Below are 25,647 nucleotides of genomic sequence, written 5' to 3'. Positions count from 1 at the left end.
GCTCGCGATAGCGGTGTGTCAGTCAATGTTTTGCTGTCTGACCCAACGCTATCGCGAGCAGGCTCGCTCCCACAGGGTTCTCGATTCATTAAAGAGAACATAAAAAAAGTGGCAACCGCCTTCACGGTTGCCACTTTCTTATACGGCTGGATTACTCGCCGTAAACATCAAAATTGAAGTACTTGTCCTGCACTTGCTTGTACTTGCCGTTGGCACGGATTTCAGTGATGGCGGTGTTGAATTTGTCCGCCAGCTCTTTATCACCCTTGCGCACAGCGATGCCGGCGCCGCCGCCGAAGTACTTGGCGTCTTCGTAGGTTGGACCCACAAAAGCGAAGCCTTTGCCTGCGTCGGTTTTCAGGAAACCGTCGTCGAGGTTGACCGAGTCGGCCAGCATCGCGTCGAGGCGACCGGAGACCATGTCCAGGTTGGCTTCCTGCTGCGAGCCGTAACGCACCAGGACAATACCGGCCGGTTGCAGCACTTCAGTGGCGAAGCGGTCGTGAGTACTGGCGCGCAGTACACCGACTTTCTTGCCCTTGAGCTCGGTCAGCGGGTCTTTGACGTCGGTGCCTTCCTTCATCACGAAGCGCGCCGGGGTGTGGTAGTACTTGATGGTGAAATCGACGTTTTTCTTGCGGTCGTCGGTGATGGTCATGGACGACAGGATCGCGTCGATTTTCTTGACCTTCAGGGCCGGGATCAGGCCGTCGAACTCTTGCTCGACCCAAGTACATTTCAGTTTCGCCTGCTCACACAGCGCGTCGCCGATATCGACGTCGAAACCGGTGAGTTTGCCGTCAGGGGTTTTCATCGAGAATGGCGGGTAACCGGCTTCGATACCGATGCGGATCGGCTTGGCGTCATCGGCCACAGCGGTCAGGGACAACATCGACAGTGCCAGGGCACCGAACATCACTAGCTTCTTCATTTATAACTCCTGTGGGCGGAGGCTTTTATTGGCAGCGTTCGATTGGTAGCGTTCGGTCAGCGCTTTTTTGTTGGAGAAAACCGAAGTGGCGGGCAGTCTAGAGCGGCTTCAGGCGCGTAAATTGTGCATATGCGACAAATACTTATAAAAAAGGCGAGCTGAATGAACGATGAGATTCGCACGTTGAACCTGATCCAGCACCACCCCGCCGAAGGACCGGGTGCAATTGCCGACTGGGCTGCCTCCCGGGGATTGTCGCTGAACGTCTACCGCGCCGACCTCGGTCAATTGCCGCCAGTCAGCGCGGAACCGGCGGTTTTATTGGGCGGGCCCTATGAGTCCAACGCCGGCCCCGCGTGGCTGGAGGCTGAACGTCAGTGGCTGGCGCGCAGCCTGGAACAGGGCGCGGCGGTGTTTGCGATTTGTCTGGGGGCGCAGTTGTTGGCACTGAGTCTGGGCGGGAATGTGCGGCGAATGGATCGGACCGAAACCGGCTGGACGCCAGTGCGCTTTGCCGATGGCCAGGTATTGAAGGTGCTGGAATGGCACGAAGACGCCATCGACTTGCCGCCCGGCGCGCAGCTACTGGCCAGCAGCGACCGGTGCGAGCAGCAGATGTATCGCGCAGGGCCTGCGCGGGTGGGTTTGCAGTTTCATCCGGAGTGGAATGCCGAATCGGTGGCAACGCTCAATGCGCACTTTGCCGAGGAATCGCCGCTGCCACGGGGAGCACCGGACAGCGCCGCCCATGCCGCCGTTTTTGACTGGTTGCAGGTGACGCTGGATGAGTGGTGGGCATTAGCCAAAGATCGCAAGAACACCCCAAATTTGTAGGAGCCAGCTTGCTGGCGAAAGCTCTGGAAACTTACGTCGATCCTGAGGCCGCCATCGCTGGCAAGCCAGCTCCTACAAGGGAATGCGTTTCATGTTGGAACTGCGTTTTCAGCATTCGCAGCCGATGGCAGCTGGCCGATGCACCTCAGTACTCAACTCAAACCCTTCATCCAGCCACCCGGTCACTCCGCCGATCATTTCCTTGACCGGGTAGCCCAGAGCCGCCAGTTTCACCGCGGCCTTGTTGGCACCATTGCAATGCGGCCCGGCGCAATACACCACGAACAGCGTGGATTTCGCCCAGGTTGCCAACCCTTCAGCAGTCAGCAGTCGTCCCGGAAAATTGATCGCGCCCGGCACATGACCACGCTCAAACGCCAGCGGACCGCGCACGTCCAACAGCACAAAATCCACTTCACCTGCCTGCTGGCTGCTGTGGACGTCGGAACAATCGGTCTCGAAGGTCAGACGGTTGCTGAAATGCATCAGGGCAATGGCCGATGGGGCAGCGGGAATGTTGCGGACCAGGCTGGTCATGAGCGGTACTCCTACGTTTGGGTGGGTGTGAGAAGACTTTATCCGCCGTGCACTTGCGGCTAAAGTGGCGCACAAGACACCTACCGGGAATTTTCCGCCAAATGCAGCCCAACCCTGGATTAGTCGCGATTCTGGCCTACGACGGCCTCTGCACCTTCGAATTCGGCATCGCCGTGGAGATCTTCGGCCTGGCGCGCCCGGAGTTCGATTTCCCGTGGTACGAGCACCGGATCGTCGCCGTGGATCAGGGCCCGATGCGCGCCATGGGCGGCATTCAGGTGCTGGCCGATGGCGGCATGGAACTGCTCGGCGACGCCCGAACCATCATCATTCCCGGTTGGCGTGATCGCAACGCTGCGGTGCCTGAAGCGTTGATCACCGCCCTGCGCCAGGCCCATGCGCGGGGCGCACGGTTGCTGTCGATCTGCTCAGGCGTGTTCGTCCTGGCAGCGACCGGTTTGCTCGACGGTCACGGTGCCACCACGCATTGGCGCTACACCTCGGAACTGGCGGCGCGCTTCCCGAACATCCTGGTGGCCCCTGACGTGCTCTACGTCGACTCGGGCCAACTGATCACTTCGGCGGGCAGTGCTGCTGGTATCGATGCGTGCCTGCATCTGGTGGCACGGGATTTCGGCACCCAGGTGGCCAACTCGGTGGCGCGGCGGCTGGTGATGTCGCCGCAACGCACCGGCGGCCAGGCCCAGTTCATTCCGACGCCGGTCAGTCCTACGCCGCGCAGCGATCTTTCCCGCGTGATGCAGTGGGTTCGGGAGCGTTTGCATGAACCGCTGGAGGTCCGCGACCTGGCCAGCGAGGCGGCCATGAGTGAGCGGACATTCCTGCGTCGGTTTACCGAAGCCACGGGCATGCCGCCCAAAGCGTGGTTACAGCATGAACGCCTGGCGCGGGCCCGTGAATTGCTGGAGAGCACGAGCAGAAACACCGACCAGATCGCCGAGCAGTGTGGTTATCGCTCGGTGGAAAGTTTCCGGGTGGCGTTTCGCAACGTGGTCGGCGTGCCGCCGTCGGTGTATCGGGAGCGGTTTGGGCGGGAGATTGAAGCGAAGATTTGAGGTGTGTTTGAGGGCCCCTTCGCGGGCAAGTCGGATCGCCGCACCGCTCGCTCCTACAAGGTATACGTGATCTTTGTAGGAGCGAGCGGTGCGGCGATCCGACTTGCCCGCGAAAGCGGCTTCATGGCTTACGCAAAAGGTACGTATCCATAATCCACCCATTAGCCAGCCGCGCCGCCTTGCGCACTCGCTCGATCTCGTCCGCCACGTCCTTGAGCTTGCCGCTGATGAGGATTTCATCCGGTGTCCCCAGGTAAGCCCCCCAGTAAATCTCTGTCTCCTGATCCGCCACCTGATGGTAGGAATCTTCCGCGTCGAGCATCACCACCAGGCTGTCGGCTTCGCTCACCTGCCCTGCCGCCAGCCGGCGGCCCGTCGTGATTTCGAATGAGCGCCCGATCCGGTTCAGCGGCACTTTATGCTGGGCTGCCAATGCCTGAACGCTGGTGATACCGGGGATCACGTCGAACTCGAAGACGCAGCGACCGGACGCCAGAATCGCCTGCAAGATCCGAATGGTGCTGTCGTACAACGCCGGATCACCCCACACCAGAAATCCGCCACACTGGCCGTCGGACATTTCCTCATTGATCAGCCGTTCGAAGGTCAGCTGCTTGGCAAGGTTCAGGTCTTCCACACTGGCCTTGTAGTCCACCTCTCCGCGCTCACGCTCCGGGCTGTGGGCTTCAACGAAACGGTAGGCGTGATCAGTGATGTAGCGCTGGCAAATCTCACGGCGCAGGTCGATCAGTTTGTCTTTGCTCTGGCCCTTGTCCATGAGGAAAAACACATCGACGAGGTTCAGAGCCTTCACGGCCTGCATCGTGATGTAGTCGGGGTTGCCGGCACCGATGCCGATGACCATCAGTTTTTTCATCAACAGGCTCCCTCAAGGTCTGTGCCCAACACACGTAAGCGCCAGCGACCATTGAAGCGCAATTCGATGGCTGACAGCGGTTCGACATCGATCAGATTGAACGCGGGACTTTGCAGCACATGGGTCAGCGCCGCGCGAATGACAAAAGGGTGGGTGATGGCAACGCTGTGCCCCGGTGTTGCCTCCAGGGTTTTCAGCCAGGCGGCCACCCGCTCGCCGAGTTGCGCTACCGACTCGCCACCGTGAGGCGCCGAACGCGGATCATCGAGCCAGGCCTGCAAGGTCTCGGGTTCGGAACGCTGCAGGTCGTCGATCCGCAAGCCATTCCAGCGCCCAAAATCACACTCCCTCAGCGCCTCGACAATCTCCACGTCATCGGCGAACAACCTGGCGGTTTGCCGGGTCCGCAATTCCGGACCGCAGAACAGGCGCGATGCCTTCTTGAGTCGGTAACCCAACGAACCTCTTGCCGATTGCCAATCCATCTCCACCGGCTCATCCGTAGGAAAACGCGCCAATTTCTGTGCGACGGTTCGAGCGTGGCACATCAGGGTCAAACGGGTCGCCTGCACGAAGGATCACTCGGTAAAAGGAAAGGAAAACAGCGTCACGCCGCCAACAATCACGCAATTGTGCCGTAAGAAACACGATTGGGGGCGTTTCGTTTTACCCCTTGCCAACGCTTGTCGCCCTTAAAAAACCGCTATCTCCGACACCCCTGTAAGCGAGGACCTACAAGGCTGAGCGACTTTGGTGTAGCCCCCGACATACGGGCATTTCGCCCCATTTTAGGGCCAGAAATGGCCGAGCAAAAATTCACTAGACATGGGGCGATCGTTCCATAAATACTGCCGTAACGGCTAATCTAAACAACACCCTCATCCAGCAGGAGCCCGGATGCCCGCTTCCAGCAACATGCACCACCGCCTCCGCACCCAGAACCCGACCGACAGTGTCAGCATGACGCTGCCTGCGGCAAGCAGCGACTGACTGGATAAGAAAAAGAGTGGCGCCTGGCAAACAGCATCAAGCGACCGCCGATTCAATGCGTGGAAACCGACAGTGATAGTCAGGTTCGTGCCAACCGCCGAACCCTTTGATACAGGAGTGCATCCATGCTGGTCTTACGCCCAGTGGAGTTAACCGACCTGCCCCAGTTGCAGCGACTGGCGCAAGAAAGCCTGGTCGGCGTGACGTCCCTGCCGGACGACACCGAACGCTTGCGCGAGCGGATTCTCGACTCCTGCGCCTCGTTCGATAAAAACGTGCAACAGCATGGCCCGGAAAACTACTTCTTCGTGCTGGAGGACCTGACCACCCGGCGCCTCGCGGGCTGTTCGGAAATCCTCGCCACTGCCGGTTTCGGCGAACCCTTCTACAGCCTGCGCAACCGGCATTTCACCAGCGCCTCGCGAGAACTGAACATCGAGCACGGCGTGCCGGCGTTGTCGTTGTGCCACGACCTCAGTGGCCACACCTTGCTGCGCGGGTTTCACATCGATGCGGCACTGGTGCGCACACCGTCCTCCGAATTGCTGTCACGGGCGCGCCTGATGTTCATCGCCGCGCACCTGCCGCGCTTTGCCGAAGCGGTCATCACCGAAATCGTCGGCTTCAGCGATGAAGAAGGACGGTCGCCGTTCTGGGATGCACTGGGCAAACACTTCTTCGACCTGCCCTACACCGAGGCCGAGCGGCTTTGCGGATTGGAGAGCCGGACATTTCTTGCCGAACTGATGCCGCAATATCCGATCTACGTGCCGATGCTGCCCCAGGCCGCGCGGGACTGCATCGGCCGTATTCACCCCGATGGCCAGGAGGCCTTCGATATCCTTGAGCGCGAGGGGTTCGAGACCAACAGCTACATCGACCTGTTCGACGGCGGCCCGACCCTGTATGCACGGCTCGCCAACATCCGCACTATCGCGCAAAGCCAGAATGGCACCGCCACACCGGGCTCGACCATCGATGCCCGCGGACGCTACCTGGTGAGCAACGATTCACTGCGTAACTATCGCGCCATCGTCGCCGATCTGGACTACACCGCCGGGCAACCCGTGGTCCTCAGCGCCGAGATGTGCGAGGCACTGAATGTCACCGACGGCAGCCCGATCCGGGTGATCGCGCTGTGAGCATCCTCGCGTCCAGTGCCCAACGACAGCGCTCGAGCCTGCGCGTAGAAGGAGCTGCATCATGATTGTCCGTCCGGTCCAGATCACCGACCTGCCCGCCCTGTTGGCGCTGGTCCGGCAGGCCGGCCCCGGCTTTACCACCCTGCCCGCCAGCGAGGACCGACTGGCGCATCGAGTGCGCTGGGCGCAACGGACTTTCGCGGAACAGGTTGAACGCGCCGATGCCGACTACCTGTTCGTGCTCGAAGACGACGATCAGCAAGTGGTGGGTGTCAGCGCCCTGACAGGGGCCGTTGGCCTGCGTGAGCCCTGGTACAACTATCGAGTGGGACTGACAGTCAGTGCGTCACCGGATCTGGGCATCCGGCGGCAAATCCCGACACTGTTCCTGAACAACGAAATGACCGGGCAATCGGAGATTTGCTCCCTGTTCCTGCGTCACGATCAACGCCACGGCAGTAACGGTCGATTGTTGTCGTTGGCGCGCTTGCTGTTTGCTGCCGAGTTTGCGCACCTGTTCGGCGAGAAGCTCATCGCCGAACTGCGTGGCAGCGCCGACGAGCAAGGCTGCTCGCCATTCTGGGACAGCCTGGGCCGGCACTTCTTCAAGATGGACTTCAACCATGCCGATCACTTGTCGGGGCTGGGCAGCAAATCGTTCATTGCCGAACTGATGCCACGCCAACCGCTGTATACCTGCCTGCTCACCGAACAGGCCCAGGCCGTGATCGGCAAGGCTCACCCGAATACCGAACCGGCATTGAAAATCCTCACCGCCGAAGGTTTCACACACAAGGGTTACATCGACATCTTCGACGCCGGCCCGGTCATCGAAGCACCGCTGTCGAAAATCCGCACGGTGCGCGACAGCCAGGCGCTATCGCTGGTCATCGGCACGCCAGACGACCAGGCGCCGGTCTGGCTGATCCACAACCGCCGACTGGAAAACTGCCGCATCACCGCCGCCCCCGCCAGGCGGGTGGGCAACAGCCTGATCGTCGACCGGCTCACCGCCAAACGCTTGCAACTGCAACCCGGCAACTCGGTACGCGCGGTGCCGCTGCTCAATCAACAGCAGCAGGCTGCGGCGGCTTGAAGCAACCTCACGCCTCTCAACGGCGGTTTCGATCAGGCCCGCCCTGCAAATTCGTCATCATTCTTCCCCCCTTTGCGTGATAGCCTTTTGTTTTTTCGGCGTTGACACTTTTGCTCAAGCCCTTCCATTCCATTGGTGGAACTCATATGTCCAGGCTTTCACATCAAGATTTGCGCCGTAACTTCCGTGAACTGTTCGCTTCCAAAACCTGCTATCACACCGCGTCGGTTTTCGACCCGATGTCGGCACGCATTGCTGCGGACCTGGGTTTTGAAGTGGGGATCCTGGGTGGGTCTGTCGCATCGCTACAGGTGCTGGGCGCACCCGACTTTGCCCTGATCACCCTCAGTGAGTTCGCCGAGCAGGCCACTCGAATCGGCCGTGTCGCCCAATTGCCGGTAATTGCCGACGCCGACCACGGTTATGGCAACGCCCTCAACGTAATGCGCACCATCGTCGAACTCGAACGTGCCGGCATTGCTGCCCTGACCATCGAAGACACCCTGCTGCCGGCGCAATTCGGCCGCAAGTCCACCGACCTGATCGGTGTCGCGGAAGGTGTCGGCAAGATCCGCGCAGCGCTGGAAGCCCGGGTCGACTCGGAAATGGCCATCATCGCCCGCACCCACGCGGGCATCCTGCCGGTACAGGAAATCATCAGCCGCACCCAGCAGTACCAGAAGGCCGGTGCGGACGGGATTTGCATGGTGGGCGTGCGGGACTTCGACCACCTCGAACAGATCGCCGAACACCTGAGCGTGCCACTGATGCTGGTCACTTACGGCAACCCGCTGCTGCGCGACGACAAACGTCTGGCGGAGCTGGGCGTGCGGGTCACCATCGACGGTCATGGCGCTTACTTTGCGGCGATCAAGGCGACTTACGACAGCCTGCGCGAGCAGCGGCAGATCCTCACCCAGACCTCGGACTTGAGCGCTACGGAACTGACGCATACCTATACGCAGCCTGAGGAATACATCCGTTGGGCAGAAGAGTTTATGAGCGTTAAAGAGTAATTGCTGTGTGAGCCGTTCTGACGCCATCGCCAGCAAGAACGGTGCAAAACCCTGTAGGAGCTGGCTTGCCAGCGATAGCGGTGCAACCGCCAATGAAGATGTAAAGCTGACGGCCTCTTCGCCGGCAAGCCGGCTCCTACAAGGGATTTGTGCAGGCTTTCAGACCGGATCGAACAGTTCGTGACTAGGTTCGCCCTCGCCGCTACAGATAACCCGATTGCGGCCGGTGGTCTTGGCCTGGTAAAGCGCCTGATCGGCGTCGTTGAGCCAGAGCGTCGCGTCTGTGTGCGCCTGGGTGAAAGCCGCAAGGCCGATGCTCAGGCTGACTTTCAGCGCCGGGCTCTGTTCGTAACTGAGGGTGGCGAAACGATCCCGCAGGGCATCCATGGCCGCCGCGGCGCTGCCGAGCGCAAGGTCCGGGAGAATCACACAGAACTCGTCACCGCCGTAGCGGCCGGCCACGTCAGTCGCCCGAAGGTTCTGTTTGAGCACCTTGCTCAACTGCCGCAAGACGATATCCCCGGCGACATGCCCGTAGGTGTCGTTGATGGCTTTGAAGTGATCGACGTCGATCAACGCAATAGCCCCACCCCGATTCTGTCGTTTACAGCGCTGGAATTCGACTTCCAACTGGTCCTTCCAGGCACCATGGTTGAGCAGGCCGGTGAGGCTATCGGTGCGACTCAGGGCGAGCAATTCGCGCTTTTGCCGGCCAAGCGTGGTGGCCTGGCGAAAGCAGATCCAGCCCAGCGCCAACGGATACAGACACAGCAAGGGTAAACAGGCGTACAGCTGCAGTTGACTGGTTTCAGGAATGAAGGCCGGCGCAAACAGAAAGTATCCAACGCAAACGCCCAGAAGTTGCGCAACCGTGCCCACCAGCAGGAATCGCAAACCGCCAATGGCCACATTGTTCATCGCCATCATGGCAATGGTGGTTGCGCTGGGCAGCGGATTGAATTGCATGGCGGCGACCCAGAAGCCGCCGAGAAAGGCGTCGACCAGCAGGTTACGGTGTTCGGCGTGGTAGGGAACCTTCGCCCGACGCGCCCATTGGTAGGCCACGTGTGGCCAGAAGATTCCGTTGAAGAGCATCATCGCCCAGACCCACAATGGTGGATCAAGCGGGTACATCGCGGCGGCCACACACACCAGTCCCGCGGCTAGCCCCAGGCTTCGCGATGCATAGAGCCTCCTGGCCAGTGAAAGTCCTTTTCCTCCCGTTTTTCCCATAAGGCCTCTGTACCGCTGAACGGAACCTGATCACACCTGGGGTTGCGGGTGTGCTCGAAGTCTAACAGGGCAACGTCAAATAGCCATCACCGGCCAGCAGTCTGAATACCGCGGTATAGACAGGAGGCGAGCCCCAAATGTTTGGCTATACCTGAAGAGACAAATAACGAGAAAAAAAGGAGGCCCATGCAGACTTTCCAAGTGTTGATCATCGGCAGCGGTTTCGGCGGCCAGTGTGCGGCGATCAATTTGCTCAAGGCCGGCATCGATGATTTTCGTCTGTTGGAACGTCGGGACTTCTTCGGCGGCACCTGGTGCCAGAACACTTACCCCGGCGCCGCCGTCGATGTGCCCTCGCCGCTGTATTCGCTGTCCTTTGCGCCCTATCGCTGGACGCAAATGTTCGCCGAACAAGCCGAATTGCACCGCTACACGCAGCACGTGGTGGAGCAATTCGGCCTGCGCGACAGGGTGGAACTGGAGGCGAACGTCGAACGCATCGAATGGGACGACGACGCCAAACGCTGGGCGGTGCACACCGCGAGCAAAGGCACGTTCTACGCGCAGTTCCTGATCAACGCCACAGGGCCGCTGAGCCAGCCCGTCGTCCCACGCTTCGAGGGCCAGGAGCGCTTTCAGGGCAAGACTTTTCATACCAACCATTGGGATCACGCCTACGACTATCGGCATAAACGCGTCGCCATCGTTGGCAGTGGCGCCAGCGCGGCCCAGGTGATCCCGGCGATTGCTCCGGACGTCGCACATTTGCATGTATTCCAGCGCACACCGCACTGGGTGCTGCCACGGGGCGACCGCACTTTTGGGCCTTTCCAGCGCTGGTTGCTCGGCCTTAAACCCGCCTACAAGCTGCTGCGCTGGATGATCTACTGGCAATTCGAAACCCGGGTGATTGCCTTCAAGTATTCGAAACCGGCCATCCGCATGGTCCAGCAACACGCCCTGCGCTTCCTCAAACGACAAGTGCCCGACCCTGAACTCAGACGAAAACTGACACCGGACTACGCCATCGGCTGCAAGCGAGTCATTGTTTCAAGCACCCTGTACCCGGCACTCGGCCGCGACAACGTGACCTTGCACAGCCGCGAGCAAGGCATTGCCGCCATCGACGAAACCGGCATCGTCATGCAGGACGGGCAGCATATCGACGTGGACCTGATCGTCTGGTCCACCGGTTACGACGCCACTGACGGCGTCATTTCCTACCCGGTCAGCGGAAAAAACGGCAAGCAACTCAGGGATTTCTGGGCGACCTACCCTCGCGCCTACCTCGGCACCAGCCTGCCGGACTTCCCCAACCTGTTTATCGTCACCGGTCCCAACACCGGTATCGGCCATACATCGGCGCTGTTCATCATCGAATCGCAGATGAATTACATCCTCGACTGCATTCGCACGTTAAAAGAACAGGGTTTGCGCAGCATCGAAGTACGCCCCGAGGCAGAACGTACCTACACTGAAATGATCCACCGGGAGATGGAACGCACTGTATGGAAGTCAGGAGGCTGCCACAGTTGGTATCAAAGCAAGAGCGGTCATGTAATCGCCATGTTTCCGGGGTTCAGTTTCAGCTACCACCGATTGACCCGGGCACTGAAACCCGCCGATCACATGCTGTCCTGATCAGAGAGAAGGGAGACGCCTGATGCTTTTGTTGGTTGTCGCTATCGCAGTTTTCGCGGCCTGGAGCTGGTTGAGCTACCCGGCCATCGGTTATTGGCTCTATGACTTGAACATGGCGGCCGAAGCCAAGCTGTATCGGCTACACAAAATCGTCGTGCCCATCGCCGAAATGACCGTCTCGACCTGGCAAGGCGGGCCTTATGAAGCGTCAAGCAGTGTGCTGATGCTCCACGGCTACAGCGCCGACAAGAACATCTGGCTGCGTTTCGCCCGGCACTTTGTCGGCAAATACCGGGTGATCATTCCCGACATCGCAGGGCATGGCGAAACCGGCTTCAAGGCCGGCGGCGGTTATGACATTCCCTTGCAGGCCAAACGTATGATCCAGTTGCTCGACGTCTGCGGCGTCGAGAAGGTCCACGTGATCGGCAACTCGATGGGCGGCTACATGGCGGCCTGGCTCGCGGCCACCTACCCGGAGCGCATCGCGTCGGTCGCGCTGATCGACCCGGCCGGTGTCACCGCCCCCGAAATCAGTGACCTGGAACGCCACCTGGCCCAGGGGCACAACCCGTTCCTGGTTCACTCCCGAGAAGAATTCCGGCGCTTCTACGCCATGACCATGGCCGAACCACCGTGGGTGCCCGGCGTGGTGCTGGACGCCATAGCCCAGCGTTATGAACAGTCCCGGGATGAGTTGGCAGAAATCTTCAGCGATTTTCGCGCCAGCCCGCCGATGGAGCCAAAACTGCCCGACATCAAGTGCCCGGCGCTGCTGCTGTGGGGGCGCAAGGACCGCTTGATCGATGTCAGCAGCGTGGCGATCTGGAGCAAAGGCATCGAGGATCTGCGTGTAGAAATCTGGGACGGCATCGGCCATATGCCGATGGTCGAAGAACCAGGGAGCACGGCGCGGCTATATCGGGAGTTTTTGGCATCCCAGCGCTCGGAAAGCCCTCAGGACCAGAGGATGCATTGAGCAAGCAGTCCTTGAAAGAATGAAGTTCGTAAGATTCTTCGTTTGTCGGCGGCGCTGAAGGCTGCGATCTTTTCCGCATCCTTTACGTCACCGCGCCAGGAATTTTTTCATGAGCCACCCGAGCTTTGTCAGCCCTGACCTGATCCGCCAACGCTTCTCCAAAGCGATGTCCGACATGTACCGCGAAGAAGTGCCGCTGTACGGCGCGCTGATGGAACTGGTGGAACAGACCAACCGCCATGTACTGGAGAGCGACCCGCAGATCGCCCGGCAGTTGAACAGCACCGGTGAAATCCAGCGTCTGGACCTGGAGCGTCATGGCGCCATCCGCGTCGGCACCGCCGCTGAACTGGCCACCCTCGCCCGGCTGTTTGCGGTGATGGGCATGCAACCGGTCGGCTATTACGACCTGACCCCGGCCGGCGTGCCGGTGCATTCCACAGCGTTCCGCGCGGTGCATGAAGCCGCACTGCAGGTCAGCCCGTTTCGAGTGTTCACCTCGTTGCTGCGTCTGGAATTGATCGAAGACCTTGAGCTGCGCGCCTTTGCGCAATCGGTGCTGAATAAGCGCTCGATCTTCACGCCAAAAGCATTGAACCTCATTGATCGTGCCGAAACCGAAGGTGGCCTCACCGAGCCCGAGGCCCAGGATTTCGTCGAGCAAGCGCTGGAAACCTTCCGCTGGCACCACAGCGCGACGGTCACCGCCGAGCAGTACCAGAAACTCAGCGCCCAGCATCGCCTGATCGCCGACGTGGTGGCGTTCAAGGGCCCGCACATCAACCACCTGACGCCGCGCACACTCGACATCGACATCGTGCAGGCGCAAATGCCGGCCCACGGCATTACCCCTAAAGCGGTGATCGAAGGCCCGCCACGCCGGCAGTGCCCGATCCTGTTGCGCCAGACCAGTTTCAAGGCGCTGGACGAGCCTGTTGCCTTCACCGATCAGGCCGAAAGTCGTGGCAGCCACAGTGCGCGTTTCGGTGAAATCGAGCAGCGCGGCGCGGCGCTCACGCCTAAAGGACGAGCGCTGTATGACCGTTTGCTCAATGCTGCTCGCGACGAACTCGGGGACTTCCCCAACGAAGGCAACGCCGCACGCTATAACGCGCTGATGACGCAGCATTTCAGCGAATTCCCTGACACCGTCGAGGGCATGCGCCTACAGGAACTGGCGTACTTTCGCTATTTCGTGACGGAGAAAGGCGTAGGAGCGCAGGCGCTTAAATCCTTGTCGCTAGAAGATCTGCTCAGCGATGGCTATTTGCGGGTTGAACCGCTGGTTTACGAAGATTTCCTGCCGGTCAGCGCGGCGGGGATTTTCCAGTCAAACCTGGGGGATGCCGCGCAAACCCACTACGGCGAGCATTCGAACCAGCAAGCATTCGAGCAAGCCCTGGGACGATCGACCATCGACGAGTTGGGGTTGTATGCCGAGACGCAACGGCGCTCGATCGAGGAATGCTTCGCAACGCTCCGTTAATCCCCCCTTGTAGGAGCCGGCTTGCCGGCGATGGGGCCCTTGGACTTGTATTGCTCTTCAGGGCCTTATCGCCGGCAAGCCGGCTCCTACAAGGTTCGTGGTTATTTCAGCTTCGCCAGCAGCGCTTCAGCCGCCGCCTCGGACGACGCCGGATTCTGCCCGGTCAGCAGCAGACCATCGGTCACCACATAACTCGCCCAGTCATCTCCCTTGGAATAAATCCCGCCCTTCTCCTGGAGCATGTCCTCCACCAGAAACGGCACCACATTGGTCAGTTGCACCGCCTCCTCCTCGGAGTTGGTGAAACCGGTCACACGCTTGCCTTTGACCAGCGGTTGACCATCCGCGCCCTTGACGTGACGCAACACGCCCGGCGCATGGCAGACCAAAGCAACCGGCTTGCCCGCCTTGTAAAACGCCTCGATCAATGCGATCGAAACCTTGTCTTCAGTCAGATCCCACAACGGGCCATGCCCGCCCGGATAGAAAACCGCATCGTAATCTTCGGCTCGCACGCTGCCGAGCAACGCGGTGGACGCCAATGCGGACTGGGCTGCAGAATCCTTGCGAAAACGCTCCGTCGCAGCGGTCTGCGCATCGGGCTCATCGCTTTTGGGGTCCAGTGGCGGCTGGCCGCCCTTGGGCGACGCCAGCGTCAGCTGAGCGCCGGCGTCTTTGAAAGCGAAATACGGTGCCGCGAATTCCTCCAGCCAGAAGCCGGTTTTCTTACCGGTATTGCCCAATTGATCGTGGGACGTCAAAACCATCAGGATTTTCATGTCGCGCTCCTTGAATGTGGGAAATGTACGGTTTTCTCAGCGCAGTTTTGACCACCCGGCTGCGCAGTTCGTTGCACTTGTTACACGGGTTCTCTCAGTGATGGCCAACCGCCTTGATGCGCAAGAAGTTGCGCAATCGACCGAGCAAATCCTCCGGTTTCACTGCACAACATCCGGCTAATCAGGGCCTCCAGCCGAGTGCGCAAGAAGTTGCGCAGTGCTGCGCAAGTTCTTGCGCACATTACGCGTAGATCCTTGCGCGGCGTTTCAAAAACAGTCGCAAAACCATCTCAAAGCTTTGTTTTATATGGCTTTTATCGTTTATGGCACGGACCTTGATAACAGTCATGCACCCACCGGGCGATACCGCCTCCCGGGCACCTTTATTTATTCAGCAAGGAGAGCATCCATGGCAACACCAGCGTACATGTCCGTCACTGGCGAAAAACAAGGCCTGATCACTGCCGGCGCCTTCACTGCCGACTCCGTTGGCAACACCTACCAGGAAGGCCACGAAGACCAGGTCATGGTTCAGGCTTTCAGCCACGACGTGATCATCCCGCGTGACCCGCAATCCGGCCAACCGACCGGTCAGCGCGTACACAAGCCAGTCGTGATCACCAAGGTCTACGACAAGGCTTCGCCTCTGCTGCAAGCGGCTCTGACCTCCGGCGAGCGCATGAGCGAAATCGTTATCCAGTGGTTCCGTACTTCGGCTCAAGGTACTCAAGAGCACTACTACACCACCAAACTGGAAGACGCGATCATCGTCGCCATCAACAACAAAATGCACAACTGCCAGGATCCAGGCAACTCGCACTTCACCCACCTGGAAGAAGTGCAGTTCACCTACCGCAAAATCACCTGGACCCACGAAGTATCCGGTACTTCGGGTTCCGATGACTGGCGTGCTCCAGTCGTTTAATTACGGCTGATCGTTACAAGCATCGGCCAGCTCTGCTGGTCGATGTTGTTTACGCCCCTCCAGAATTTCGCGTGCGTTGATCCGCTTTGCGGTTGTCGACGAACGCCGCTCCACAGCACGAGGAACAAGGGATGTTCGCGCCGGCCAATCAGACTCACTTTGCCCTGACCATCGAAGGTCTTTCCAGCGACTTCCAGGTTTTATCCCTGCAAGGTCGGGAAGCCATCAGCCAGCCGTTTGTGTTTGAGGTGGAACTGGTCAGTGAAAAGCCGTCCCTGGACCTCGAAAGCCTGCTGCACAAACCGGCCTTTTTGCAGCTCTCGCCCAACGGTAGCGGCATCCATGGCCAGATCTATCGCGCCGCCCAGGGTGATTCCGGCAAACGCCTGACCCGCTACGCGGTGACCCTGCGCCCGCAACTGTCCTACCTCGCGCACCGCATCAACCAGCGCATCTTCCAGAACCTCACGGTACCGAAAATCATCGGTCTGGTCCTCGAAGAGCACGGCATCCAGAGCAATGCCTACCAATTCAAAGTCGGGGCGATTTATCCCGAGCGCATCTACTGCGTTCAGTACGATGAATCGGACCTGCAATTCGTCCAGCGCCTGTGCGAGGAAGAAGGTATCCACTACCACTTCGAGCACAGCGCCACAGCCCACAAACTGGTGTTCGGCGATGACCAGACGGTGTTCCCGAAACTCGCGCCCGTGGCCTATCAGCAAGATTCCGGCATGGTCGCCAGCGACCCGGTGATCAAGCGCTTCGACCTGCGCCTGGAAACCCGCACCAGCCGCATCACCCGCCGCGACTACGACTTCGAAAAACCGCGCATCAACCTCGAAAGCGAACACCGTGGCGACGCCCTGCCCGACCTCGAAGACTACGACTACCCTGGTCGCTTCATCGACCGCGAACGCGGCAAGCACCTGGCCAAACGTGCCCTCGAACGTCACCGCAGCGACTTCCAGCTGGGCGAAGGCAAAAGCGATCAGCCGTTGCTGGTCAGTGGCCATTTCCTGGCCCTGACCCAACACCCGAAAGCTAAATGGAACGACCTGTGGCTGCTCACCGAAGTCCTGCACGAAGGCAAACAGCCGCAAGTGCTGGAAGAGTCGGTCACCAGCAGCACGACCAACCTGAAAGACGACTTCCATCAGGGTTATCGCAACCGCTTCCAGGCCACCCCGTGGGACGTGCCGAACCGCCCGCCGCTGACGCAGAAGAAACCGCGCATTCTCGGCAGCCAGAGCGCCGTGGTCACCGGGCCAAAAGGTGAAGAAATCCACTGTGATCAGTACGGCCGCGTCAAAGTGCAATTCCACTGGGACCGCGAAGGTCAGGCCGACGACAAGACCAGCTGCTGGCTGCGCGTCTCCTCCGCCTGGGCCGGTGCTCACTACGGCGGCATCGCCATCCCGCGAATCGGCATGGAAGTGCTCGTCACGTTCCTCGAAGGCGACCCCGACCAGCCGCTGATCAGCGGCTGCCTGTACCACAAGGAAAACGTCGTCCCGTACGCCCTGCCGGCGAACAAGACCCGCACCACCTTCAAAACCCTGAGTTCACCGGGTGGCGCAGGCTTCAACGAACTGCGCATCGAAGACAAGAAAGGCCAGGAACAGATCTTCCTCCACGCCCAGCGCGACTGGGACGAAAACGTCGAACACGACCAGAAGATCCGCGTCGGCAACGAACGCCACGACACCGTGGAGAAGAACAGCTACAGCGAATTCAAGGCCGAAGAACACCACACCGTTTATGAAGACCGCAAAGTCGAAGCCCGCGCCAACGACCACCTGACCGTGGGCGTGAACCAGCACATCAAGATCGGCACCGGGCAATTCATCGACGCAGGCCAGGAAATCCACCTGAGCAGCGGCATGAAAATCGTGCTCGAAGCCGGCAGCGAACTGACCCTGATCGGCGGCGGCAGCTTCATCAAGATCGATGCCGGCGGCGTCACCATGAGCGGGCCGGCGATCAACATGAACTCCGGTGGCGGACCGGGCAGCGGGACAGGGGCGGCGCCGATATTGCCGGGGCCGTTGAAGCAGGCGGATGCGGATAAGGCCGGGCAATTGCTGGTGCCCGCGCAGCGCCAAGCGTTGATGCAGAAGAAGCCGATCTGCGCGATTTGCGAGAAGGCCAAACTGGAGGCGCAAAATGCTTAAGTCCGACTGGACGCTGGAAAACGGGTTGCCCCAAGGCCTGCCGTGGAATGGCACCGTCGGATTGTTGCTGGATGGCGTCAGCGTCGAGAAACTGCCCCAGCACCTTTATCAATGGTCGGATGACCCGGTGTTCGAGCCGCTCTACCTCGGCACTCAGTGGGCGGAATTGGGCGACGTCTCGCCGTGCCTGGTTCAGATCAACGCACAGAGCAATCCCATCCTCGCGAAGTTTCTCGCCGAGCCCCGCCAGGAGTGGGGCTACCTGGTGTTCAGCGATCAACCCTGGACACAAATGGTCGAGCACTTCCGCTGGCTAACCAGCGTCATGCACCCTCAGGGTGAAGAAGTCCTGCTGCGCATCGCCGACCCTGCCGTGGCCCACGCATTGCTCGGTCACGCCGAGAGCATCAAGGACCCTACCCTGTTCGGCCCCTGCTCGCAGGTCGTTGCCGCCGACGCGGCATTGGGTTGCTGGCACATCAACCAGCGACCGGGCAAAGCCCCTGAGCCGAACCACAGCAAACGCTATCGCTTGAGCGACGAGCAACTCAGCCAACTGGATGAAGTGAATTTCCGCAGCATCGTCCTGCGTCTGGACCAGCACATGCACGAATACTTCCCGTCCTATCAGGCACAATCGATGCCGCTGCACCGCTGGGAACACCTGCACGCACTGGCCTCGACCTCCTACGATCGCGGCTTCAACACCGAACTCGACATCACCCTCTACGCCAACATTCACGGGTTCCTCGGCGAGCGAGCGCTGGAGGAGCATCCGGACCTGGATGCGATACTCAAGACCCCTTCGGAACAAACGCCCGCTCAGAGACTCGAACGGGTCGCTGATATTGCCCAGGAACGGGCCGAAACCCTGCACAGGAATCAAGGATGACCACGCCAACATCGGCCGGCAAAAGCCCGAACAACGTTGCAAAAAGCCAGGACGACGGCAAGTGCTCCCTGGGTGGCTGCCCCCTGATGAAGGCCAAGATCCAGCTCATCCCGCTGCGTTATGGCCTCGTCGAACGGCTCGACCCATCCAGTGCACTGGCGATGCCGTACAAGACCACTTCCCGTCCACTGGGCATTCGCTTGATCCGCGACGGCTGGCTCTACGTCATCGTCGACAAAAAACCTCAAGCCGTCATGCACGAATACCGCATCCAGAACGGCATCGTGACCCAACTGCTGTGGGAAAAAGGCGAGATCACCGCCAACAAACGCGAAAGCAACGTAGGCGAAGCCGTGTTGGTCTTCCCGCGTTCGAGCAAGCTCTACGTCAACTACTCCGAAGTGCAATGGACCGCCGCCAAATGCGCGCAGGTCATCAAGCACAAGTCCGAGCGTGAATACTTCATGCAGGCAGTGGACCTGACCAAGGCTGATCCGGAGAAAGGCGCGGCTAATCTGCTGACGCCGAGTCAGGCGGAGAAGTGGATTGCGGAAGTGGCGGAGCAGCCGAGTAAATCACCGGCAGCTGCAGGGGCTAAACCAGAGGAAAGCAAAGACTATCTCTGGGAACAAGCGTCGCACTTCAAGAAAACTCAGCTGGGTGCGCTGAAAAAACAAGTGAAAGCGGAAAACGAGCGTGATCACCTGTACCTGGTTGTGCAAGACGATTTAGGTGTTCTGCGCGACCTTGCCGAGCATCAGGATTTGGTAACTGGCTGGATCAGTGACTGGAGTGACGCTGAAGCCAATCAAAAGAAGTATGTGTTTGGTTGCTACATCGAATCGTTGTACACCGTAACCGGCGAAACCATTCTGAATGCCGCCCAAGGCGACCCGCGTTTTGCCGAACTCAAGGACGAAACAAGCGAAGACCAGCGGCAATCGATCGTCGACTACGTCAACGTTAAAAATCAAACGCAGTATTCGGGGGTAGGTACACATCGTGGGGCAATTGCGGCTTCGAAGTCACGGATGCGTTCGAGTCTTCGATCGCTATATTCCAAATACGAAGATCTGATCGAGACCATCGAAGACAACGCAGATGACGCGCTCGACGGCGCTAAAATGGGACAACAGGGCATAAACGATTTAATCGATCGGCCCGCCATGGAAGCCTTCCTGAAACAGCAACGCGCCCAACTCAGTCGTTGGAACAAACGACTAGATCTGATCAGCGATGATCGTGCGAACCTGATCAGTGAGGAACGTTTCCAGCGTTCAGCCTGGTATTTCGACCCCAAATTTGGCGATCAACTCGAAACGACTCTCGCGACTGAATATGCCTGTATGAGAGACATTTGCCGAACAGATAAAGCAACTGAAAAGCTTGCCGATCTGATCGAGAAACAACCAGGTTTTACCGTACCAACCTTCTTTACCTTGAGTTTGACTGATCAGAAGGACATGCACGCCAAGGTCACATCCTTCATCAAGTCCCTGCGCGATACCTATATGGTCAAAGACGACTATCAAGGTGCACAGGCACTCAGCGGAAAATTTGGCAATCTGCTTACTCAAAACCTCGCCTCCGCGATGCAGTTGAGTGAAAACGGCATTATTCTCGGTCAGTTGCGCAACACTGCGTATGAACCGGCAAAGCAATTGCGACTGGCAGGAGCGCTGGATGAGGCCATGCAAGCATTACGCAGTGGTCAGCCACTAGATCCCGCAAAAGTATTGCGCCGAATTCCTGGATCGGCCTGGATAGATGTTCTACGTGCCTTTGGTAAGGGGGGATTACGCTGGAATTTGCCTCTGTCGGTCAAATAAACGCCTTCAAAGCTGATATGGCCAAACTGATAGATCTGCGCCAGCAAATGACCTCGTTGAAAAATCAGATTCGGCAAACCCTGGCCAACGAACGCAAAGGCCGGGCACCAAAAGGCGGCTACAAGACCTTGGTATCTCGCCGCAAAGCCATTCAACAGACAGTCGCTCCACTTGAAGGGCGGGTAGCTCAGGCCATGAGCCCTATTGGTGACGGGCCGGGTAAAGCTGCCTTCAAGATCAAAGGGCTTAACAATGCTCAGGTGCTTGAGTTTGAGCGGATGGCCGATGACTATCGGCTCAAGCGACCTTCCAAAGGAATAAGCAAGGCTGTTTTCGCATCAGCTGGAGGGGATTTGTTTTCTTCAGCGGCAGCGGTTCTACAAATCATCAGCTTTGCGACTGTTTATAGTGAATTCTCTAGAAAAAAAGAAGCGGACTTCTCCGATAAGTTGTCAGTAGCAAATGCTCTCTTTTCAATGATTGGTGGGACTATTGCCGCAGCCCAAGGAATTGCCATTACCGGCCTTTCTGTCGCAATTGAAAACTATGCGAGTGCCGCAGCTAAAATTGGATTAGCCGCCAAATTAGGCAAAATTACAGGAGTATTGGGACCGTTCTCATACCTTTTTGGCGCTATTGCCGCAGGTACGGGTTTGTACGGAGAAAAAGGGTCTGCCGCGAGGTGGACCGAAGCTTTACGGTCGGGAGATGGCGCCAAGCTAGCTGGGGCTAGCATGACGCTGGCTGGGGACTCCGGCCAACTAGTTGTCAATGGCTGGGCGACCGCACGAACAGTTCAATACACGGTTGAAGCAATGACAAATGTAAGTCAGGCGCGCGCTCTTGCGTGGGTTACGGCTGGTGGTAAGTTGCTCAGCGTCGCCGCAAGGGCCAACCTGATTGGCCTAGTCCTGACAGGACTCCAATTGGGTGGTGAGTGGCTTTACAACCGTAACAACAAAACCGAACTGGATAAGTGGCTGCTTAAAGGTCCTTGGGGCAAACAGAGCACGAACCGAAGTCTTGCCGAGGAGCGTTTGATGTTAGCAAATATTACTGCTGCTCCTCAGATAGCCCTACAGCAAATAAACAGCAAACCCATGGCCGTCTTGAGCGTGCCAGGGATGACAGCCAACGATCTGGAGGATGTCAGTTTCTGCCTCAGTGCTTACTGGCTAACTAACCATCAGCGCAACGACTGGGAAGCGTGGAGTGAACCACTATTGTATCAACTCAATTTGCTAGGCGCCCCGGGCGAGCCTCTCAAGCTTGGCTTGGAAATATTCCAACACGAAGCTAACGCCCAGCATGGCCTGGCCGTGGTTCTACGCTACCACCCCGTAGCCGGTGATAAAGCTTTCCAAGAGAAACGATTCGAAACCACGACCCTAAACGCGCAGAATGGCAAGCTGCTTCAATCGGTATCTGTATTAAGGACACGTACTACGGATGCCCCTTGGTTGCTAGTAACTAGCGACTCCCTGTAGTTGCCTAACTCGCCTACACTTTTTCGGTTGAATTGCATGCCATCCAAACCAGAACAGCAAGTCGAACTTGACCTCAAAAACCACCGTCCCATGGCGGGTGAAACTCGTCGTTTTGCCACAGGTGAAGCACTATTTTTCTCTCCGTTGCCAGTTCCTACCGGGCAAATCCCAATGGATCTCGGCGGAAGCTTCGTTGAAGTCAACGACACCTACCTGGACTTGGGCAGCAGCAACCTCAGCAAATCTTTCCAAGCACGTTTAGCTGTTTCGCTTCCTACAGTCGTAGTTCTCGTTTGTCTGTTTGTTCTCCCAACCTTGATGGGCTTCGCAGCATTCATAAATCCATTCGGTAGAAGCTTTTGGTTTTACTTCAGCGATTTTTTTGAGTTTGGACTATCACTAGCGCTCTGGTGTGGAGGAGGAGCAGCGCTGATCGGCCTGTACGCGATTATCAGCACCACCAGAAGCAAAGCCCGTACCCGACCTATCCGATTTAACCGTCAGCGCCGAGAGGTCTGTTACTTCCCGGATGGTTCCGACGAACCAGTGATCCAGCCTTGGGAAGACACGGTTGCGTGGATCTCAGTCAGCACCGGATTTACAGGAGTAGGCGTAATCAGTAGCTACACCTTTGGCATGGCCATAGATAATCCCAAGGCCGATACTGTGCACTTTCTTGTACAAGAGGTCATGACTCCTATTCATGGACTAGGCAAATGGGAAGCCATACGTGTCTACATGGAAAAAGGTCCAGAATTCTGCCCTGGCAAAGCACCCTACGAGGGTCGTCACACCTTCGATAAAGAACGACAAGACATGCATGAGGAATACCAGCACAACGAGCGTTCTGCTTTAGGCGTTGGCTGGTGGTACCTGACACACCTGATCACTTGGTGGCGTTTTCCGTACTGGGTAGCGGAATGGGACCATCGTTTCAGCATGAAGTCTCTACCTGAATCCATTGCTGAGTGGTCTAAACCTTTACCGTCTGAGCAATGGGCCAAGCCGAGCCAAGCTTTGAAAGAGCAAAGCGCCAAGATCGAGAAGGCCTTCGCTCAGGGACAAGATTTCATGACTTACTTCAAGGCAGATCTAAACGTAAATATGACAGAAGAATCGATAAATATCTGAATGGAAACGATGAGCCACGTCATTGAAGCATAAATAAGACTGACTACCTCATGCCGGAGACTTTAAAAGTGAATCCGGCACAGAGGTTGCCTACTGAGCACCTCGACCTATACCTACTGGTATATCACTTCAAGGCAATTACATAGAGACACCAACGACGTTTATTTGGACTTCGCTGTCGGCGTGCAAACTTCTAGTTCATGGCTCGGGCAGGCATCGGCTCGGTAATGTTCATCACCCTTTTCTTCCTTTTTGTATCAGGTTTTGGCTCGTGACTGAGAAGAGACGCTCAGCCTTTCTGGACCAGCTGGATAGATTTTTTATAAACTTCTCCTTGGGCACTCATAAGCCATGACTATCTAATCACATCCACCAAATCTCAAACATCCGGTTAATCTGATGCCAGTATCTGACAATGACACAATCGAAGAAATCAATATAAAACTTCAACGCCCGACAGCCGGAGAAGTACGTAAGTTTGCGACGGGCGAGGCCGTATTCCTGGCTCCACTCCCCGTCCCTACTGGCGACACCGCTATGGACTTAGATGGAAGCTTCATAGAAGTTAATGAATCTTATCTCGACATTGGAAGCAGTAATTCCAACAAGGCATTTCAAACACAAGCTATGATTGGACTCGTCATGGCTTTTATAATTACATGCGTTGTGATCGGCCCCCTTATCATTGGCCTAACAGCTTTTGGGGATCCTTATGGCCGAAGCTTTTCAGATAATTTTTTAGAGTTTTTCTTTCCAGGATTGGAATTTGCTATGTGGGGGGCCTTGGGTTTCTCAGCTATGGGGATTTACGTAATTCTCAGCAGTACTTTTAATAAAACTCGAAGCCGTCCAATCCGCTTCCATCGACAACGACGCGAGGTTTGCTTCTTTCCCAACGGGTCCGACGAGCAGGTCATCCAGCCATGGGAAGAAATGGTCTCATGGCTTTCCGTCAGCACGGGCGTTACAGGTGTAGGCGTCATGAGCAATTACACTTTTGGAATGGCATTCGACGACCAAAAACATAATAAAGTGCACTTTGTTAACCAACAAGTTATGACGCCGACCCATGCATTAAGCAAGTGGGAAGCAATACGTATCTATATGGAAAAAGGCCCGAAATTTTGCCCCGGCAAGGCGCCATATGAAGGTCGACACACATTCGATCAACAACGTGAAATCATTAGTCAGGAATACCGCGAAGGCGACCGCTCCGCGCTTGGAGTTGGTTGGTGGTACTTTTCCCATCTAATCACCTTGTGGCGTTTTCCGTACTGGGTAGCGGAATGGGACCACCGCTATAGCATGAAGTCCTTACCTAACTCCATTGCTGAATGGTCAAAACCTCTACCGCCTGAGCAGTGGGCCAAGCCGAGTCAAGCTCTGAAAGAGCAAAGCGCCAAGATCGAGAAGGCTTTTGCTCAGGGACAAGATTTCATGACTTACTTCAAGGCAAATCTAAACGCAAACAAGACAGAAGAATCGATAAATAACTGAATGGAAACGATGAGCCACGTCCTTGAAGCATAAATACGACCGACTACCTCATGCCGGAGACTTTAAAAGTGAATCCGGCACAGAGATTGTCTACTTATCACCTAGGCCAGTGCCTACAGGTCTTCCGCCTTTCAGTGCTCGCCAGCTGCATCGTGACACCAACGATGTCTTTCTGGACTTTGCAGTCGGCCGTGCAAATTTCGAGTTCATGGCTCGTGCAGGCATCGGTTCGGTAATGTTCATCACCCTCTTCTTCCTTTTTGTATCAGGTTTTGGCTCGTGGCTGAGAAGAGACGTTCAGCCTTTCTGGACCAGTTGGATAGATTTTTTTACAAACGCCTACGTCCAGGGATTCATCTGGTGTCTTTCCGCTGTTTACGTTTGTATATTTTGTTATGCAGTCCGCCAGATCACTGTTCACCCCCCTATCCGCTTTAACCGACAACGCCGTGAAGTTGTGTTCGTACCAAAAAAGGGAGCCGCGCCACGCTATGTCCCTTGGGAGGAGGCAATCGCTTGTGTATCCGCGGGCCAGCTTATTACTCAATATGCGGTGATGCCCGAATACAAGCTAATGATCGGTTTGCGTGATAGTGCCAGTGGCGATGTCTTGTGGTCCGTAGTGCCGAGCAGCAGTTTGAGTCTGGCCGTGTCCGAATGGGAGGCGATCCGCATGTACATGGAAGTGGGAAGTTTCGCGCTGCCATCTGATGAAACGGAAGAGTTTGAAGAAGGCAGCGTTCCCTTTTTCCACTTGTGTCGACGTAGCTACCGCGTGGATCACTCATTTCTACGCTACGTAGGGGGTTTTCTGGTCATTCAATTTTTCAGCGGCTGGACTTTGCCGTGCTATATCTCTGGCTGGGTCAACAACCGCCCAAAAGCCGCCTTCCCTAAAGAAGTCCTAGAGTGGTCAAAACCTCTCAACGTCGAGCAACACGCTGTGCCAAGCGAAGCGTTACTCGAGGAAAGCGCTGAAATCCGGAAGGCCTTTGCCAAAGGGCAAAACCTGCTGGATTACTTCAAGGTGAAATTTTCCGAACCGGCTAAAGAGCCCACAGTGGATGCGTCCTAGGCCGAATACCGTTTATGGCT

General features: G+C 57.4%; 22 protein-coding genes. 16 read left to right on the top strand and 6 right to left on the bottom strand.

The features are described 5' to 3' along the window. Positions 1–151: 151 nt before the first annotated feature. A complete protein-coding gene (locus K5R88_RS02160) occupies positions 152–931 on the bottom strand; it encodes an ABC transporter substrate-binding protein (RefSeq protein ID WP_008026734.1) in 780 nt (259 codons plus the stop codon). Positions 932–1,105: 174 nt separating this feature from the next. Between K5R88_RS02160 and K5R88_RS02155 the strand changes: the two genes are divergently transcribed. Beyond that, a complete protein-coding gene (locus K5R88_RS02155) occupies positions 1,106–1,765 on the top strand; it encodes a type 1 glutamine amidotransferase (protein ID WP_226300304.1) in 660 nt (219 codons plus the stop codon). Between the two features lie 108 nt (positions 1,766–1,873). On the opposite strand, the gene K5R88_RS02150 is transcribed toward K5R88_RS02155, so the two are convergent. After that, positions 1,874–2,302, bottom strand: a complete 429-nt coding sequence (locus K5R88_RS02150; protein WP_226299081.1) for a rhodanese-like domain-containing protein — start codon at positions 2,300–2,302, stop codon at positions 1,874–1,876. 101 nt (positions 2,303–2,403) lie between these two features. On the opposite strand from K5R88_RS02150, the gene ftrA reads away from it, so the two are divergent. Then, positions 2,404–3,378 (top strand): transcriptional regulator FtrA, encoded by a 975-nt coding sequence (ftrA, locus tag K5R88_RS02145; protein WP_226299080.1) that lies wholly within the window; start codon positions 2,404–2,406, stop codon positions 3,376–3,378. 121 nt (positions 3,379–3,499) lie between these two features. Here the strand turns inward: ftrA and cobF are convergent, their stop codons facing one another. Next, the gene (gene cobF / locus K5R88_RS02140) at positions 3,500–4,255 is read right to left on the bottom strand and encodes a precorrin-6A synthase (deacetylating) (protein ID WP_226299079.1); all 756 of its coding nucleotides are present in this window, start codon (positions 4,253–4,255) and stop codon (positions 3,500–3,502) included. Next, a complete protein-coding gene (locus tag K5R88_RS02135; protein WP_226299078.1) occupies positions 4,255–4,827 on the bottom strand; it encodes a histidine phosphatase family protein in 573 nt (190 codons plus the stop codon). Before K5R88_RS02135 ends, cobF begins: the two co-directional genes overlap by 1 nt. Before the next feature lie 543 nt (positions 4,828–5,370). On the opposite strand from K5R88_RS02135, the gene K5R88_RS02130 reads away from it, so the two are divergent. The 3 genes from K5R88_RS02130 (at position 5,371) to K5R88_RS02120 (ending at position 8,499) form a co-directional block, all read left to right on the top strand. Then, positions 5,371–6,387, top strand: a complete 1,017-nt coding sequence (locus K5R88_RS02130) for an arginine N-succinyltransferase (RefSeq protein ID WP_223449695.1) — start codon at positions 5,371–5,373, stop codon at positions 6,385–6,387. Between the two features lie 61 nt (positions 6,388–6,448). Beyond that, positions 6,449–7,483, top strand: coding sequence for an arginine N-succinyltransferase (gene astA, locus K5R88_RS02125; protein WP_008026743.1), 1,035 nt, complete (start codon positions 6,449–6,451; stop codon positions 7,481–7,483). Positions 7,484–7,629: 146 nt separating this feature from the next. After that, positions 7,630–8,499: an isocitrate lyase/PEP mutase family protein gene (locus tag K5R88_RS02120; protein ID WP_008026744.1), complete on the top strand. Its 870-nt coding sequence runs from the start codon at positions 7,630–7,632 to the stop codon at positions 8,497–8,499. A 159-nt stretch (positions 8,500–8,658) separates the two neighbouring features. On the opposite strand, the gene K5R88_RS02115 is transcribed toward K5R88_RS02120, so the two are convergent. Beyond that, positions 8,659–9,732: a diguanylate cyclase gene (locus tag K5R88_RS02115; protein WP_226299077.1), complete on the bottom strand. Its 1,074-nt coding sequence runs from the start codon at positions 9,730–9,732 to the stop codon at positions 8,659–8,661. A gap of 186 nt (positions 9,733–9,918) precedes the next feature. Here K5R88_RS02115 and K5R88_RS02110 point away from each other — a divergent pair, with 186 nt between their 5' ends. From K5R88_RS02110 to hglS, 3 genes are all read left to right on the top strand, one after another. Next, entirely contained in the window at positions 9,919–11,373 is a 1,455-nt protein-coding gene (locus K5R88_RS02110; RefSeq protein WP_226299076.1) for a flavin-containing monooxygenase, read from the top strand. Between the two features lie 22 nt (positions 11,374–11,395). Next, positions 11,396–12,352: an alpha/beta fold hydrolase gene (locus K5R88_RS02105; RefSeq protein ID WP_008026747.1), complete on the top strand. Its 957-nt coding sequence runs from the start codon at positions 11,396–11,398 to the stop codon at positions 12,350–12,352. 109 nt (positions 12,353–12,461) lie between these two features. Further along, complete coding sequence (gene hglS / locus K5R88_RS02100; RefSeq protein ID WP_226299075.1) at positions 12,462–13,838, top strand: 2-oxoadipate dioxygenase/decarboxylase HglS; 1,377 nt, start codon at positions 12,462–12,464, stop codon at positions 13,836–13,838. 101 nt (positions 13,839–13,939) lie between these two features. Here the strand turns inward: hglS and K5R88_RS02095 are convergent, their stop codons facing one another. Next, a complete protein-coding gene (locus K5R88_RS02095) occupies positions 13,940–14,617 on the bottom strand; it encodes a type 1 glutamine amidotransferase domain-containing protein (RefSeq protein ID WP_223415177.1) in 678 nt (225 codons plus the stop codon). A gap of 409 nt (positions 14,618–15,026) precedes the next feature. On the opposite strand from K5R88_RS02095, the gene K5R88_RS02090 reads away from it, so the two are divergent. The 8 genes from K5R88_RS02090 (at position 15,027) to K5R88_RS02055 (ending at position 25,627) form a co-directional block, all read left to right on the top strand. Then, complete coding sequence (locus tag K5R88_RS02090; protein WP_007919523.1) at positions 15,027–15,542, top strand: Hcp family type VI secretion system effector; 516 nt, start codon at positions 15,027–15,029, stop codon at positions 15,540–15,542. Between the two features lie 131 nt (positions 15,543–15,673). Then, entirely contained in the window at positions 15,674–17,716 is a 2,043-nt protein-coding gene (tssI, locus tag K5R88_RS02085) for a type VI secretion system Vgr family protein (protein ID WP_226299074.1), read from the top strand. After that, entirely contained in the window at positions 17,709–18,608 is a 900-nt protein-coding gene (locus K5R88_RS02080; protein ID WP_226299073.1) for a DUF4123 domain-containing protein, read from the top strand. Before tssI ends, K5R88_RS02080 begins: the two co-directional genes overlap by 8 nt. Further along, the gene (locus K5R88_RS02075) at positions 18,605–20,437 is read left to right on the top strand and encodes a toxin VasX (RefSeq protein WP_226299072.1); all 1,833 of its coding nucleotides are present in this window, start codon (positions 18,605–18,607) and stop codon (positions 20,435–20,437) included. Before K5R88_RS02080 ends, K5R88_RS02075 begins: the two co-directional genes overlap by 4 nt. A gap of 17 nt (positions 20,438–20,454) precedes the next feature. Next, positions 20,455–21,924, top strand: coding sequence for a hypothetical protein (locus K5R88_RS02070; protein WP_226299071.1), 1,470 nt, complete (start codon positions 20,455–20,457; stop codon positions 21,922–21,924). 36 nt (positions 21,925–21,960) lie between these two features. Next, positions 21,961–23,055, top strand: a complete 1,095-nt coding sequence (locus K5R88_RS02065; protein ID WP_329959893.1) for a DUF6708 domain-containing protein — start codon at positions 21,961–21,963, stop codon at positions 23,053–23,055. Positions 23,056–23,454: 399 nt separating this feature from the next. After that, a complete protein-coding gene (locus K5R88_RS02060) occupies positions 23,455–24,552 on the top strand; it encodes a DUF6708 domain-containing protein (protein WP_329959892.1) in 1,098 nt (365 codons plus the stop codon). A gap of 22 nt (positions 24,553–24,574) precedes the next feature. Further along, complete coding sequence (locus K5R88_RS02055) at positions 24,575–25,627, top strand: hypothetical protein (protein ID WP_226299070.1); 1,053 nt, start codon at positions 24,575–24,577, stop codon at positions 25,625–25,627. The last annotated feature ends 20 nt before the right edge of the window (positions 25,628–25,647 follow it).

This window comes from Pseudomonas sp. MM213, from assembly GCF_020423045.1.
In the GTDB taxonomy this organism is placed as follows: Bacteria; Pseudomonadota; Gammaproteobacteria; order Pseudomonadales; family Pseudomonadaceae; genus Aquipseudomonas; species Aquipseudomonas migulae.
This window is presented reverse-complemented; position numbering and strand designations above follow the sequence as displayed.

What these genes read in the sequence shown, in the direction of transcription:
- ftrA (WP_226299080.1), top strand. Translation starts at nt 2,404, where the DNA reads ATGCAGCCCAACCCTGGATTAGTCGCGATTCTGGCCTACGACGGCCTC.
- astA (WP_008026743.1), top strand. Translation starts at nt 6,449, where the DNA reads ATGATTGTCCGTCCGGTCCAGATCACCGACCTGCCCGCCCTGTTGGCG.
- K5R88_RS02150 (WP_226299081.1), bottom strand. Translation starts at nt 2,302, where the DNA reads ATGACCAGCCTGGTCCGCAACATTCCCGCTGCCCCATCGGCCATTGCC.
- K5R88_RS02090 (WP_007919523.1), top strand. Translation starts at nt 15,027, where the DNA reads ATGGCAACACCAGCGTACATGTCCGTCACTGGCGAAAAACAAGGCCTG.
- K5R88_RS02080 (WP_226299073.1), top strand. Translation starts at nt 17,709, where the DNA reads ATGCTTAAGTCCGACTGGACGCTGGAAAACGGGTTGCCCCAAGGCCTG.
- K5R88_RS02160 (WP_008026734.1), bottom strand. Translation starts at nt 931, where the DNA reads ATGAAGAAGCTAGTGATGTTCGGTGCCCTGGCACTGTCGATGTTGTCC.
- K5R88_RS02095 (WP_223415177.1), bottom strand. Translation starts at nt 14,617, where the DNA reads ATGAAAATCCTGATGGTTTTGACGTCCCACGATCAATTGGGCAATACC.
- K5R88_RS02110 (WP_226299076.1), top strand. Translation starts at nt 9,919, where the DNA reads ATGCAGACTTTCCAAGTGTTGATCATCGGCAGCGGTTTCGGCGGCCAG.
- K5R88_RS02120 (WP_008026744.1), top strand. Translation starts at nt 7,630, where the DNA reads ATGTCCAGGCTTTCACATCAAGATTTGCGCCGTAACTTCCGTGAACTG.
- K5R88_RS02130 (WP_223449695.1), top strand. Translation starts at nt 5,371, where the DNA reads ATGCTGGTCTTACGCCCAGTGGAGTTAACCGACCTGCCCCAGTTGCAG.
- hglS (WP_226299075.1), top strand. Translation starts at nt 12,462, where the DNA reads ATGAGCCACCCGAGCTTTGTCAGCCCTGACCTGATCCGCCAACGCTTC.
- K5R88_RS02115 (WP_226299077.1), bottom strand. Translation starts at nt 9,732, where the DNA reads ATGGGAAAAACGGGAGGAAAAGGACTTTCACTGGCCAGGAGGCTCTAT.
- cobF (WP_226299079.1), bottom strand. Translation starts at nt 4,255, where the DNA reads ATGAAAAAACTGATGGTCATCGGCATCGGTGCCGGCAACCCCGACTAC.
- K5R88_RS02075 (WP_226299072.1), top strand. Translation starts at nt 18,605, where the DNA reads ATGACCACGCCAACATCGGCCGGCAAAAGCCCGAACAACGTTGCAAAA.
- tssI (WP_226299074.1), top strand. Translation starts at nt 15,674, where the DNA reads ATGTTCGCGCCGGCCAATCAGACTCACTTTGCCCTGACCATCGAAGGT.
- K5R88_RS02060 (WP_329959892.1), top strand. Translation starts at nt 23,455, where the DNA reads ATGCCAGTATCTGACAATGACACAATCGAAGAAATCAATATAAAACTT.
- K5R88_RS02105 (WP_008026747.1), top strand. Translation starts at nt 11,396, where the DNA reads ATGCTTTTGTTGGTTGTCGCTATCGCAGTTTTCGCGGCCTGGAGCTGG.
- K5R88_RS02065 (WP_329959893.1), top strand. Translation starts at nt 21,961, where the DNA reads ATGCCATCCAAACCAGAACAGCAAGTCGAACTTGACCTCAAAAACCAC.
- K5R88_RS02070 (WP_226299071.1), top strand. Translation starts at nt 20,455, where the DNA reads ATGGCCAAACTGATAGATCTGCGCCAGCAAATGACCTCGTTGAAAAAT.